Consider the following 12,472-nt stretch of genomic DNA (forward strand, 5'->3'; position numbering starts at 1 on the left):
AAGCCTGCCTCAGCCCTGTTCGCGGTTGTTGAGTTTTTCGAGGTAAAGCAGGATGCCGCTGTGATCGATATCGGCACCGCCGTCACCAACGAAGTCGTCGAATTCCCGTGTCACCTGCTGCGTAAGCGGCAGGGTAAGCGACAGGTCCTTCGCCGTTGCCAACACGCCATTCAGATCCTTGAGCTGGAATTTGGATGGACCACCCGGCACGAAATTGCGCTTCACCATGCGTTCGCCATGCAATTCCAGTATCCGGCTTTCGGCAAAGCCGCCACGTATGGCGTTGCGGAAACCTTCGCGAGAGGCTCCTCCCGCTTCCACCAGCATCATCGCTTCGGCAACCGCGCCGATCGTAATGGCGACGATCTGCTGGTTGGCGAGCTTGCAGAGCTGGCCGGCACCCGAAGGACCCACATAGGTGAGCCGGCCCATCGGTGCAAAGACATCAGCAAGATCCGCGATCAGCGCCTCGTCTCCACCGGCCATGATGGCGAGCGTACCGGCCGTCGCGCCCGGCACACCGCCCGAAACCGGTGCATCGACGTGATGGATGCCAAGCGCCTGAAGCCGGGAGGAGTGTTCACGCGCGATCGGCGGCGCAATCGAGCTGCTGTCGATGACGACAGCCCCCTTTTTCAGCGCTTCGGCCACACCGGCCTCGAACAGCACCTCGCCCACGGCCTTGCCGTCACTCAGCATGGTGATGACAATATCGGCGCCCTTGGCTGCATCTGCCGGCGATGCCGCGACGACCGCGCCATCGGCAACAAGAGCCTCGGCCTTATCGACACTGCGGTTCCAGACCGTGACCGAAAAGCCCGCGCTCAGCAGGCGCCGGGCCATCGGCCCTCCCATCAGGCCGGTGCCGATGAAGGCGACCGAGCGCTTCTTCTCCTCCCCGCCGACACTCATTTCAGTGAACCTCCCAGTTCGTCCTCAATATGAACCTGAATAATCTCTTCGAAGGAGCTTTCGGCCGTAAAGCCGAGTTCGCGGGCACGCTTGGCTTCGAAACCGGGTGCCCAGCCTTCGCACATGCGCATGATCATCTCGTTCGGCTCGCGACGGATGAGGGCGACGGCCTTTTCCCCCGCCACCTTGCGCAGTGCCTCAATCTGTTCGCCGACGGTGGCGCTGAGGCCCGGCATCGATAGGTTGCGGCGCGGGCCGACCTTTTCGACGTCGATCGTGGCGCCATGAATGAGGAAACCGACGGCGGAACGCGGCGAGGCGTGCCAGTGGCGAATGCTTTCCGGCACCGGCAGAACCGCCTCCTGGCCAACCAGCGGCTCGCGCAGGATATTGGAGAAGAAGCCGGAGGCAGCCGCATTCGGCTTGCCGGGACGAATGCAGATGGTGGGAAGGCGAATGCCGATGCCGTCAAAGAAACCGCGGCGGCTGTAGTCGGACAGGAGCAATTCGCAGATAGCCTTCTGCGTACCGTAGCTGGTCAGCGGCGTGGTGTGGAATTCGTCCGGGATCGGATAGGGAAGCGGCGCACCGAAGACGGCGATCGAGGAGGTGAAGACCACGCGCGGCTTGTAGCCATCCTTGCCGTTGGCAAGGCGGATGGCATCGAAGAGATAACGCGTGCCGTCGAGATTGATGCGGTAGCCCTTGTCGAAATCGAGTTCGGCTTCGCCGGAGACGATAGCGGCAAGGTGGAAGATGACATCCGGACGGGCTTCGACCAGCTTTTCGGCTTCGCCAGGTGCGGAAAGATCGGCCGCGCGCGCATCGACGGCACCGGAAAAACCGGCAGGCGCTTCGGGCTGGAACACGTCGATAAGCGTGAATTTCTCCACCGCCTTGCCACCCAGTGACCCGTCCTTGACGAGACGCTGCGTCAGCTTGCGGCCCACCATGCCAGCGGCGCCAATAATTGCGATATGCATGTCTTCCTCCTCTTTGTCCCGGTCGTTCTCCCGAGACCGAAAAAACATCATCAGCCAACCGACCGATAAATTAGCTTGTAAGGTTGTCTGATAACCTTATATGATCGAGTTGAAAATAGTATTTTTTCACAAACCGGCAAAAGCAAGGGCGAAGAAGCCTTGCCCGGACATTTCAGGGCGGATTGAGCGGAGAGGGTGGAATGACGATCGTCAGCGAACACGATATCGGGGAATTGCGATTCTCGCTGAAGAACAGGTTGGGCGAGGCTTTGGTGCTCACGTCGCCGGAGGACATGCTGCGTTATTGCCGGGACTGGCATGGCGACGTCACCAGTTCGGCTGTAGCCGTGATCCGTCCCCGGTCGACGGAGGAAGTATCTGATACGGTGCGCGCCTGCGCCGAACTCGGACTCGCCATCATCCCTCAGGGCGGCAATACCGGTCTTGTACTCGGCGGCATTCCTGACGCGCCTAAACGCCAGGTCGTTCTGAGCCTCGAGCGCATGAACGCCATCCGCACCATAGACAGCGATGATTTTTCCGCCGTCGTGGAAGCGGGCTGCATTCTCTCGGAATTCAAGGACGCGGTGCAGGACAAGGGTATGTTCTTCCCGCTATCACTTGGGGCCCAGGGTAGCTGCCGTATAGGCGGTAATGTCTCCACAAATGCCGGCGGCATCAATGTGCTGCGGTACGGGATGACGCGCGAACTAGTCCTGGGTCTCGAAGTGGTGCTACCGGATGGCACTATCTGGAATGGGCTGTCGACGCTGCGCAAGGATAATCGCGGCATCGACCTGAAGCAGCTTTTCATCGGTGCGGAAGGAACGCTCGGCATTATCACCGCCGTTGCCGTCAAGCTCTACCCTAATCCGGAACATGTCGAAACGGCGCTGCTCGGCCTCAATTCGCTTGACGATGCCATCAAGCTTTACCGTCGCGCCCGTCGCGAATGCTGCGACCTGATGTCTGCCTTCGAATTTATGCCGCCGGTCGCCTTCACGCTGGCGATCGAGGCAATCCCCGACCTTAAAATGCCGATCGCCGGTGACTACCCGGCCTATGTACTGATGGAAATTTCAGGCTCCGGCCTGGTCGACACCGCAGACCTGATGGGCCGCTTCCTCGAAGGCGTCATGGAAGACGGGCTGGTGCTGGATGGCGTCATCGCATCGTCACGGGCGCAGGCGCAATCGCTTTGGCTATTCCGCGAAGGCATGAACGAAGGCCAGGCGCTGCGCGGCAGCCATATGCGCACCGATATTTCCGTACCGCTGTCAAAACTCGCGGCTTTCGTGGCCGAAGCCGAGGCGGAACTGGCGGAAAAACTGCCGGAGTGCCTCGCTGTTTCCTACGGCCATGTGGGAGACGGAAACGTCCACCTCAACGTGCTGCCGCCAAACGGTTCGACGCCGGAAGAGCGCGAAGCATTCATCTACAAGTCCAAAACGCTCGTCAATGAGGTGCTCGACCGTTACGTCGGCAGCATCAGCGCCGAGCACGGCATCGGCCGGTTGAAACGCTCGGATTTCGAAAGCCGGCTATCTGATGTGCAGCGGCGGATGATCACTGGCCTGAAAAACACCTTCGACCCTGATTTGCGGATGAATCCCGGTTGCCAGATAACCCTGCAACCGGATAGCTAATCAAGGTACGGCAGAGGCGGCTGAAAACGCCGCCTTAAAACCCCGCTGACGGCGAAGGAGGAAGTCGTCTGCAGCGGGAAAACGAACCAATCGTTTCTGTGGAACGGGAGCAACCATGACGCTGGAGTTCAATCAGATACATCGCAACGATCATCTCCCCGGCCGCATCGCCGCAGAGATCGCACGCGAGATCAACGATTCGAAACTCGGGCCGGGCGACAGGCTGCCGACTGAACATGTGCTGGCAAAAACCTTCGGGGTGAGCCGCTCTGTCATCCGCGAGGCGATAGCACAATTGCGCAATGAAGGTTTCGTCGAAACCCGGCAGGGCGTGGGCGCATTCGTCACCGATCCCCGGCAGAGACTGTCCATCCGTATCGAGCGCTCCCGGCTGAACGATCCGGAGAACTTCCGCGATCTTTTCCAGCTTCGCATGCCGCTGGAAATAGAAGCAGCAGGGCTGGCGGCATTGCATCGTAGCCCGCAGCAGTTGGCGCGACTGGCCGCGGCACTGGAAAAGATGAAAACCGCCGACGATTGGTCGACGGAAGGCGTTGCCGCCGATCTGGACTTCCACCGTATTCTGGCTGAGGCCACACAAAACGAATATTTCCTGATGTTCCTCGGCTTCATTGCGGAGCGCATCAGTTCCGCCATCAACATCGCTTTCTCCCGGGCGGTTTTTGGGGAAATTCTCGAGGTAACGATTGCCGAACATGTGGCAATTTACGAGGCCGTGGAAAAAGCTGATGCGCCCGCGGCCAAGAACGCGATGCGCAAGCATCTGATCGGTGCGGCAAGCCGCGTCAATCTGGAGCTGGATATATTTTGACTGGAAAAAAGGACTGGCAGTCAAGCTATAGGACAGGTTTCCGCGCTTCATGAGCGATACATGATAAATTTGTCCGCGAGACCGCTAGACTCGCTCGAAAAGTCATACTAAGAAGAATAAGATTAGGTTGTCAGACATCCAGACAATAAGACCGCAGGAGGCGGCCTGTCGGAAGTCTGAAAGGGGAGGATATACATGGCCGGCGTAAGGTCGATCGACGCTACCGCAATTTTGCCTGAGGATTATGAAAACGCTTTGCTCGTCGGCCGCGTCTGGTCGAAAAGCGAAGGCGGCCCCTGCCCCGTCCTCCTCAAGGATGGCGTGCTTTATGACCTCACATCTGTTTCTCCAACCATGTCAGAGCTTCTGGAGAAGACCGACCTGGTGGAGCAGCTCAAGGACACCGGTACTTTCGTCGCCTTAGGCGCGCTGGACGCGTTTCTGGACGGCTCAGCCGGCGAACTCCTCGCTCCCAACGATATTCAGGCCGTCAAGGCTGCAGGTGTCACCTTCGCCGACAGTATGCTGGAACGCGTAATCGAAGAGCAGGCCAAAGGCGATCCGCTGCGTGCGCAGGAAATTCGCGGACGGCTGGCGCCTGTTCTCGGCGACAATCTCAAGGGACTTGAGGCCGGCTCCGAAAAAGCTGCCGAAGTGAAGAAACTGCTCCAGGAAATGGGCCTCTGGTCGCAATATCTGGAAGTGGGCATCGGCCCGGATGCGGAAATCTTCTCCAAGGCGCAGGCCATGGCCTCAGTGGGCTGCGGTGCCCTGATCGGCGTCCATCCCAAATCGCAGTGGAACAACCCTGAGCCGGAAGTGGTGTTGGCCATCACCTCTGACGGTCGCATTGTCGGCGCGACGCTCGGCAACGACGTCAACCTGCGCGATTTCGAAGGCCGCTCCGCCCTGCTGCTCAGCAAGGCGAAGGACAACAATGCCTCCTGCGCAATCGGCCCGTTCATCCGCCTGTTCGATGGCAACTTCAGCATTGAAGATGTGAAGAAGGCGCAGATTTCGCTTCTGGTCGAAGGAGAGGATGGTTTCACCATGACGGGCGTCAGCCCCATGGAGGCGATCAGCCGCACGCCGGAAAACCTCGCTTCGCAGCTCTTGAACCGTAACCACCAATATCCTGACGGCGCAGTCTTTTTCCTTGGCACGATGTTCGCGCCGGTAAAGGACCGCCATGGCCCAGGTCTCGGCTTCACCCATTCAAAGGGTGACCGTGTCGAAATCTCCACGCCCAAGCTCGGTAAGCTGATCAACTGGGTCACGACGACTGACGAATGCCCGGAATGGACGTTCGGCACCGCGGCACTGATGCGCAACCTAGCGAAACGAGGGCTGCTCTAGATATTTCTTCGGGAGGGGAAAATGCAAAAGACAATCAATCTCTTTTACCGGATTCTCGAAATCATTCTCGTCGCGCTGCTTGCCGGCATGTCGATCATGGTCTTCGTCAACGTCGTCATGCGTTACACGATGAATTCCGGCATCAATGTCTCGGAAGAGCTGTCACGCTATTTCTTCGTGTGGCTGACCTTCCTCGGCGCGGTGCTGACCTTCCGCGAGAACAGCCATATGGGCATTGAAACGCTCGTGATGTTTCTGTCGCGCCGCGCCCGCATCGTCTGCATGATCATCTCGAACATCATCATTCTGGCCTGTTCCGCCATCTTCTTCTGGGGCACCTGGAAACAGTCCGGCATCAACGCCAGCATGCACGCCCCGGTCACCAAGCTCTCCATGATCTGGGTCTATGGCATCGGCATGTTCACGGGTGGCCTGATGTTCGTGATCGCGCTGGAACGCCTGTACCGCCTTCTGACGGGCCGCGTGACGGAAGACGAAATCGCCCAGTTTGCGGGCGAGAACCTGACGATCGAACAGCTTTCGGAGCGCTGATACCATGACACTTTTCGTTTTTGTCGGCTCTCTTCTGGGAGCCATGGCGATTGGCGTTCCCGTCGCTTTCTCGCTGATGTTCTGTGGCGTCGTGCTCATGTGGTACATGGGCATGTTCAACACCGCGATCATCGCGCAGAACATGATCTCGGGCGCAGACACCTTCACCCTGCTTGCCATCCCCTTCTTCATCCTCGCTGGCGAACTGATGAATTCCGGCGGCCTGTCCCGCCGCATCATCGACTTTGCGATCGCGCTGGTCGGCCACATCAGGGGCGGCCTCGGCATCGTGGCCATCGTCGCTGCCATCATCATGGCCAGCATCTCCGGTTCGGCCGCAGCCGATACCGCAGCCCTTGCCGCAATCCTCATCCCGATGATGGCGAAGGCCGGTTACAATATTCCGCGCTCCGGCGGCCTGATCGCAGCCGGCGGTATCATCGCCCCGGTCATTCCGCCGTCCATGGCGTTCATCGTCTTCGGTGTCGCCGCTAACGTTTCGATCACCCAGCTTTTCCTTGCCGGTATCGTACCCGGTATTCTGATGGGCATCTCACTGATCGTCGCCTGGCTGATCGTGGTGCGCAAGGATAACGTCAAGCCGCTGCCGAAAACCACGGCCAAGGAACGCGTTACAGCCACGGCCCGCGCCGGCTGGGCGCTCGGCATGCCCGTCATCATCCTCGGCGGTATCAAGGCCGGCATCATGACGCCGACGGAAGCCGCCGTCGTGGCTGCCGCCTATGCGCTTTTCGTCGGCATGGTGATCTACCGCGAACTGAAGCCGGCGGACCTGTTCCACGTGCTCCTGCGCGCCGCCAAGAGCACCTCAATCATCATGTTCCTGGTCTGCGCGGCCCTCGTCTCCGCATGGCTCATTACGGCGGCGAATATTCCAAACGAAGTTGCCGGCTACATCGAGCCGCTGATCGACCGTCCGATGCTGCTGATGGCTGTCATCATGGTGCTGGTCTTCGTCGTCGGCACCGCGCTTGACCTGACGCCGACCATCCTGATCCTGACGCCAGTTCTGATGCCCATCATCAAGCAGGCGGGCATCGACCCGGTCTATTTCGGTGTTCTCTTCATCATCAACAACGCCATCGGCCTGATTACCCCGCCGGTTGGCGTGGTGCTGAACGTCGTCAGCGGCGTCGGCCGCATCCCGCTCGGCAAGGTCACGATCGGTGTCTGGCCCTTCCTCGTCGCCGAAACCATCGTGCTGGCGCTGCTGGTGATTTTCCCGGACATCGTCCTCGTGCCTCTGCAGTACCTACGTTAAGTGAAACTTTTTCTCGACCACAATCCAAGGGAGGATATTATGAGAAAGCTTCTTCTGACCACCACGGCAATCGCCTTCGCAGTTGGCGCGGCAGCGCCGGCAATGGCCGAATTCAACAGCCGCAACATCCGCGTTTCGAACGGTATCAACCAGGATCATCCCGTCGGCAACGGCATCAAGGCCATGCAGGCCTGCCTCGACGACAAGTCCGGCGGCAAGCTGAAGCTGACGGCATTCTGGGGTGGTGCTCTCGGCGGTGACCTTCAGGCGACACAGGCCCTGCGCTCCGGCGTTCAGGAAGCGGTCGTCACGTCGTCCTCGCCGCTCGTCGGTCTCATCCCGTCGCTTGGCGTCTTCGACCTGCCATTCCTCTTCGCCAATGCCAAGGAAGCCGATGCCGTCATGGACGGCGCCTTCGGCGACATGATGAACAAGAAGCTGGAAGAACAGGGCCTGGTAAACCTCGCTTACTGGGAAAATGGTTTCCGCAACCTGTCGAACTCCAAGCACGCCGTCAACAAGTGGGAAGATTTCTCGGGCCTCAAGGTCCGCGTGATGCAGAACAACATCTTCCTCGACACCTTCCAGAACCTCGGTGCAAACGCTACGCCGATGGCTTTCGGCGAAGTCTTCTCGGCGCTTGAGACCAACGCGATCGATGCCCAGGAAAACCCCTATGTGACGATCGACACCTCGAAGTTCTACGAGGTGCAGAAGTACATCACGGAGACGAACCACGCTTACACGCCGTTCCTCTTCCTCTTCTCCAAGCCGATCTTCGACAGCTACACGCCGGAAGAACAGGTAGCCCTGCGCGAATGCGCAGTCGTGGGTCGTGACGAAGAGCGCAAGGTCATCCGCGAACTGAACCAGAAGTCGCTGGAAAAGATCAAGGCTGCCGGCCTCGAGGTGAACTCGCTGTCTGCCGAAGAGCAGGCGCGTATCCGCGAAAAGTCGATGGTCGTTTACGAAAAGCACAAGGCTGAAATCGGCGCCGACGTCGTTGACGCCGTTCTGGCGGACCTCAAGAAGATCCGCGGCCAGTAAGCCTTACAGCCTACGATGAAAAACACCCGGAGGTTCGCCTCCGGGTGTTTTTGTTTGTGAGGACAGTCAATAGAAAAAGGCTGCCGAAGCAGCCTCTCAGTTCACGCCGTGCGGTTTTGCCGGTTGGCGATGAGGTCCTCGACGACAGCAGGATCAGCGAGCGTCGACGTATCTCCCAGCGCACCAAAATCATCCTCGGCGATCTTGCGCAGGATGCGCCGCATGATCTTGCCGGAACGGGTCTTCGGCAGGCCGGGCGCGAACTGGATCTTATCGGGTGTCGCAACCGGTCCGATCTCGTTGCGCACGTGTTTTACCAGCTCTTCGCGCAGCGCATAGTCACCGTTCTGGCCTGCCATCAGCGTGACGTAACAATAGATGCCCTGCCCCTTGATCGGATGCGGATAACCCACCACGGCCGCTTCCGAAACCTGATGATGCGACACCAGCGCCGATTCCACCTCGGCCGTGCCAAGACGATGACCGGAAACGTTCAGCACGTCATCGACGCGGCCGGTGATCCAGTAATAACCATCCTCATCGCGCCGGCAGCCATCACCGGTGAAATACTTGCCCTTGTAGGTGGAGAAGTAGGTGTCGATGAAGCGCTGATGATCGCCATAGACGGAGCGCGACTGGCCCGGCCAGCTGTCGATGATGCAGAGATTGCCGTCCGCCGGCCCCTCCAGCACATTGCCTTCGGCATCGACAAGCTGCGGCTGCACACCGAAGAACGGCCTTGTCGCCGAGCCGGGTTTCAGATCGGTCGCACCCGGCAACGGCGAGATGAGAATGCCGCCGGTTTCCGTCTGCCACCATGTGTCGACGATCGGGCTCTTGTCCTCTCCCACCACATGGTAATACCACTCCCATGCTTCCGGGTTGATCGGCTCGCCCACGGTGCCGAGAAGACGGATGCTGGAGCGCGACGAGCGCTGGACGAACTGGTCACCCGCACCCATCAGCGATCTGAGCGCTGTCGGCGCCGTATAGAAAATATTGACCTTGTGCTTGTCGATGACTTCCCAGAAACGGCCCTGATCCGGAAAATTGGGAACACCTTCGAACATCAGCGTCGTCGCGCAATTGGCCAGCGGTCCATAGACTATATAAGAGTGTCCCGTGACCCAGCCGACATCGGCCGTACACCAGTAGACCTCGCCATCCTTGTAATCGAAGACATATTCATGCGTCATCGACGTATAGACGAGGTAGCCGCCCGTGGTGTGCAGCACGCCCTTTGGCTTGCCGGTAGAGCCCGACGTATAGAGGATGAACAGCGGATCTTCCGCGCGCATCTTCACAGGCGGGCAATCCGGTTTCACCGTGGCGATTTCCTGGTGGTACCAGATGTCGCGGCCCGGCGCCCAGCCGGTCTTGCCGCCGGTTCGGCGAACGACAAGAACCTTGTTGACAATGACGTATTGCTTGGCGGCGATATCGATCGCCTTGTCGGTATTTTCTTTCAGCGGTATCGGCTTGCCGCCGCGCACACCTTCATCGCAGGTAATGACGAAGGTCGACTGGCAGTCAACGATGCGGCCCGCCAGCGCTTCCGGCGAGAAGCCGCCGAAGACGACCGAATGGATCGCCCCGATGCGCGCGCAGGCAAGCATCGCATAGGCTGCCTCCGGTATCATCGGCATATAGATGGTGACGCGGTCGCCCTTCTTGACGCCGTGCTTCTTCAGCACATTCGCCAGACGGCAGACGTAATCATAAAGCTGGTTATAGGTGATCTTCTTGTCGATATAAGGGTTATCGCCTTCCCAGATGATCGCGGTGCGCTCGCCATGCGTCTTCAGATGCCGGTCGATACAGTTATAAGAGACGTTGGTGAGTCCGTCTTCAAACCACTTGATCGGCACCCTGCCCTTGAAGGACGTATTCTTGACCTTGGTGTAAGGCTTGAACCAGTCGATCCGACGGCCATGCTTGTCCCAGAATTTTTCTGGATCCTCGACGCTCTCCTGGTACCATTTCTGGTAACGCTCATTGTCGATGAGCGTGCGGGCTTTCGCCGACTTGAGCACCGGGTAGATTTTGGCAGACATGAACTCCTCCTGGAACCGGGTATGGCTTCTGACGCGGCCCGAGACTCCCACCTCAGGCATGTGTTGAATTCATAGCAGGTCAATTGCGCACGGCAATTAGACAAAGGTCATTTGTTTCGCAAAGAATTGCAATTATGATGCAATCCGGTTATAGAGCGGCAATATCCCGGAAATCAGTGGTTGATACCACGCCCGCGACACCGGCGCGGACGGACAGAAGGACTGTATCCATGGCTCAACAATTGCTCATGCCAAAGGCAACGGCTGTATGGCTGGTTGACAACACCGCGCTGTCGTTCGATCAGATCGCCACGTTCTGCAAACTGCACCCGCTTGAAGTCAAGGCAATTGCCGACGGTGAAGCCGCGCAGGGCATCAAGGGCCTAGACCCGATCGCCACCGGACAGCTTTCCCGCGACGAGATTGCCCGCGCTGAAGCCAATCCGAACCATAAGCTGAAGCTTTCCGAGCCGAAGGTACGCGTGCCCGAATCCAAGCGTCGCGGTCCGCGTTACACGCCGGTTTCCAAGCGTCAGGACCGTCCGAACGCCATTCTCTGGCTCGTTCGCAACCACCCGGAACTGAAGGATGCGCAGATTTCGCGTCTCGTCGGCACCACGAAGTCAACCATTGAGCAGATCCGCGACCGCACCCACTGGAACTCGGCAAACCTGACACCGATGGACCCGGTCACACTCGGCCTCTGCAGCCAGATCGATCTCGACCTCGAAGTTGAACGCGCCTCGCGTGGCCGTCCGCTGCCGACCGCCGAAGAGCTGGACAACACATTGCAGCCGGCGACGGCAACGGAAGGTCTGGATTACAACTTCCAGCGCGAAGAAGACGAACAGATCGACGCCGATGCAGTCTTCAAGAAGCTCTCCTCGCTGAAATCCACGCAGAAGGATGAAGACGAGGACGATCAGTACTGATCGACGTTTTCGAATGCTCGAAACCCGGCCTCAGTGCCGGGTTTTTTGTTTATGGCCTTATCGTGTGCCGAAGATCGCCGAGCCCACACGAACACTGGTCGCGCCGAATTCGACGGCCGTTTCGAAATCACCGGACATGCCCATGGAGAGTTTTTCTAGGCCACATTGCTTGGCAAGCTTCGCCAGCAGCGCAAAATGCGGACCGGGATTTTCATCTGCCGGCGGAATGCACATCAGCCCCTCGACAGCCAATTTCAACTCATCCCGGCAAAGGGCCACGAAAGCGATGGTCTCACGCGGATCGATGCCCGCCTTTTGCGGCTCGAGCCCGGTATTGACCTGCACATAAAAACGAAGGCTGCGGCCTTGTTTGCCGCATTCCTCGGCAAGCGCGCGGGCGATCTTTTCGCGGTCGACGCTTTCGACGACATCAAACAATGCCACGGCGTCGGCAGCCTTGTTGGACTGCAACGGGCCGATCAGATGCAGTTCTATGCCATCAGTCTTCTCTTTCAGCGCCGGCCACTTGCCCTGCGCTTCCTGCACGCGGTTCTCTCCGAACACGCGCTGGCCGGCATCGATGACCGGCTGGATCGCCTCCGCTTCGAAGGTCTTCGATACCGCAACGAGGGCAACATCTGCCGCCTTGCGGCCGGATTTTTCCGCCACATCCGCAATGCGCTGCCTGACATCCTGAAGTCGTGCTTCGATTTCCATCACAAGACCTTTTTTAACCGTTCGAACCGCTAACTAGACGCCGATCGCCTTGATGCCAAGCGGCTTTAGCACCATTTGAGGCACGCTGGCCAAGATTGAACGTCCGAACGCCCCGCCAAACTTGACGCCCCGGTCGTTTCATGGTGAAGGTCAGCGCAC

General features: G+C 58.9%; 11 protein-coding genes. 7 read left to right on the top strand and 4 right to left on the bottom strand.

Going from position 1 to position 12,472, the window contains the following annotated elements:
- Nucleotides 1-9 precede the first annotated feature (9 nt).
- Nucleotides 10-912, bottom strand: a complete 903-nt coding sequence (locus DOU54_RS09070; protein WP_113731061.1) for an NAD(P)-dependent oxidoreductase — start codon at nucleotides 910-912, stop codon at nucleotides 10-12.
- Complete coding sequence (gene denD, locus DOU54_RS09075) at nucleotides 909-1,895, bottom strand: D-erythronate dehydrogenase (RefSeq protein WP_006698295.1); 987 nt, start codon at nucleotides 1,893-1,895, stop codon at nucleotides 909-911. Before denD ends, DOU54_RS09070 begins: the two co-directional genes overlap by 4 nt.
- A 200-nt stretch (nucleotides 1,896-2,095) precedes the next feature.
- Here denD and DOU54_RS09080 point away from each other — a divergent pair, with 200 nt between their 5' ends.
- The 6 genes from DOU54_RS09080 (at nucleotide 2,096) to DOU54_RS09105 (ending at nucleotide 8,610) form a co-directional block, all read left to right on the top strand.
- Nucleotides 2,096-3,541, top strand: a complete 1,446-nt coding sequence (locus DOU54_RS09080) for an FAD-binding oxidoreductase (RefSeq protein WP_035207983.1) — start codon at nucleotides 2,096-2,098, stop codon at nucleotides 3,539-3,541.
- A gap of 115 nt (nucleotides 3,542-3,656) precedes the next feature.
- On the top strand, nucleotides 3,657-4,373 hold the full coding sequence (locus DOU54_RS09085) for a FadR/GntR family transcriptional regulator (RefSeq protein WP_035207984.1): 717 nt from the start codon (nucleotides 3,657-3,659) through the stop codon (nucleotides 4,371-4,373).
- A 195-nt stretch (nucleotides 4,374-4,568) separates the two neighbouring features.
- Nucleotides 4,569-5,729 (top strand): fumarylacetoacetate hydrolase family protein, encoded by a 1,161-nt coding sequence (locus DOU54_RS09090; protein WP_113382007.1) that lies wholly within the window; start codon nucleotides 4,569-4,571, stop codon nucleotides 5,727-5,729.
- A gap of 21 nt (nucleotides 5,730-5,750) precedes the next feature.
- On the top strand, nucleotides 5,751-6,281 hold the full coding sequence (locus DOU54_RS09095; protein WP_004444021.1) for a TRAP transporter small permease: 531 nt from the start codon (nucleotides 5,751-5,753) through the stop codon (nucleotides 6,279-6,281).
- 4 nt (nucleotides 6,282-6,285) lie between these two features.
- The gene (locus DOU54_RS09100) at nucleotides 6,286-7,563 is read left to right on the top strand and encodes a TRAP transporter large permease (protein WP_045533426.1); all 1,278 of its coding nucleotides are present in this window, start codon (nucleotides 6,286-6,288) and stop codon (nucleotides 7,561-7,563) included.
- 39 nt (nucleotides 7,564-7,602) lie between these two features.
- Complete coding sequence (locus tag DOU54_RS09105; protein ID WP_113382006.1) at nucleotides 7,603-8,610, top strand: TRAP transporter substrate-binding protein; 1,008 nt, start codon at nucleotides 7,603-7,605, stop codon at nucleotides 8,608-8,610.
- Between the two features lie 101 nt (nucleotides 8,611-8,711).
- Here the strand turns inward: DOU54_RS09105 and acs are convergent, their stop codons facing one another.
- Nucleotides 8,712-10,664, bottom strand: coding sequence for an acetate--CoA ligase (acs, locus tag DOU54_RS09110; RefSeq protein WP_004444026.1), 1,953 nt, complete (start codon nucleotides 10,662-10,664; stop codon nucleotides 8,712-8,714).
- Nucleotides 10,665-10,894: 230 nt separating this feature from the next.
- Between acs and DOU54_RS09115 the strand changes: the two genes are divergently transcribed.
- A complete protein-coding gene (locus DOU54_RS09115; RefSeq protein WP_006698297.1) occupies nucleotides 10,895-11,596 on the top strand; it encodes a DUF1013 domain-containing protein in 702 nt (233 codons plus the stop codon).
- A gap of 57 nt (nucleotides 11,597-11,653) precedes the next feature.
- Here DOU54_RS09115 and DOU54_RS09120 read toward each other — a convergent pair whose 3' ends face one another.
- A complete protein-coding gene (locus DOU54_RS09120; protein ID WP_162749676.1) occupies nucleotides 11,654-12,313 on the bottom strand; it encodes a YggS family pyridoxal phosphate-dependent enzyme in 660 nt (219 codons plus the stop codon).
- Between the last annotated feature and the right edge of the window lie 159 nt (nucleotides 12,314-12,472).

Source organism: Agrobacterium sp. MS2, assembly GCF_003261015.1.
GTDB lineage: Bacteria > Pseudomonadota > Alphaproteobacteria > Rhizobiales > Rhizobiaceae > Agrobacterium > Agrobacterium pusense.

Excerpts from the sequence above, each read along its gene's own strand:
- DOU54_RS09070 (WP_113731061.1), bottom strand. The coding sequence starts at position 912 with ATGAGTGTCGGCGGGGAGGAGAAGAAGCGCTCGGTCGCCTTCATCGGC.
- denD (WP_006698295.1), bottom strand. The coding sequence starts at position 1,895 with ATGCATATCGCAATTATTGGCGCCGCTGGCATGGTGGGCCGCAAGCTG.
- DOU54_RS09080 (WP_035207983.1), top strand. The coding sequence starts at position 2,096 with ATGACGATCGTCAGCGAACACGATATCGGGGAATTGCGATTCTCGCTG.
- DOU54_RS09085 (WP_035207984.1), top strand. The coding sequence starts at position 3,657 with ATGACGCTGGAGTTCAATCAGATACATCGCAACGATCATCTCCCCGGC.
- DOU54_RS09090 (WP_113382007.1), top strand. The coding sequence starts at position 4,569 with ATGGCCGGCGTAAGGTCGATCGACGCTACCGCAATTTTGCCTGAGGAT.
- DOU54_RS09095 (WP_004444021.1), top strand. The coding sequence starts at position 5,751 with ATGCAAAAGACAATCAATCTCTTTTACCGGATTCTCGAAATCATTCTC.
- DOU54_RS09100 (WP_045533426.1), top strand. The coding sequence starts at position 6,286 with ATGACACTTTTCGTTTTTGTCGGCTCTCTTCTGGGAGCCATGGCGATT.
- DOU54_RS09105 (WP_113382006.1), top strand. The coding sequence starts at position 7,603 with ATGAGAAAGCTTCTTCTGACCACCACGGCAATCGCCTTCGCAGTTGGC.
- acs (WP_004444026.1), bottom strand. The coding sequence starts at position 10,664 with ATGTCTGCCAAAATCTACCCGGTGCTCAAGTCGGCGAAAGCCCGCACG.
- DOU54_RS09115 (WP_006698297.1), top strand. The coding sequence starts at position 10,895 with ATGGCTCAACAATTGCTCATGCCAAAGGCAACGGCTGTATGGCTGGTT.
- DOU54_RS09120 (WP_162749676.1), bottom strand. The coding sequence starts at position 12,313 with ATGGAAATCGAAGCACGACTTCAGGATGTCAGGCAGCGCATTGCGGAT.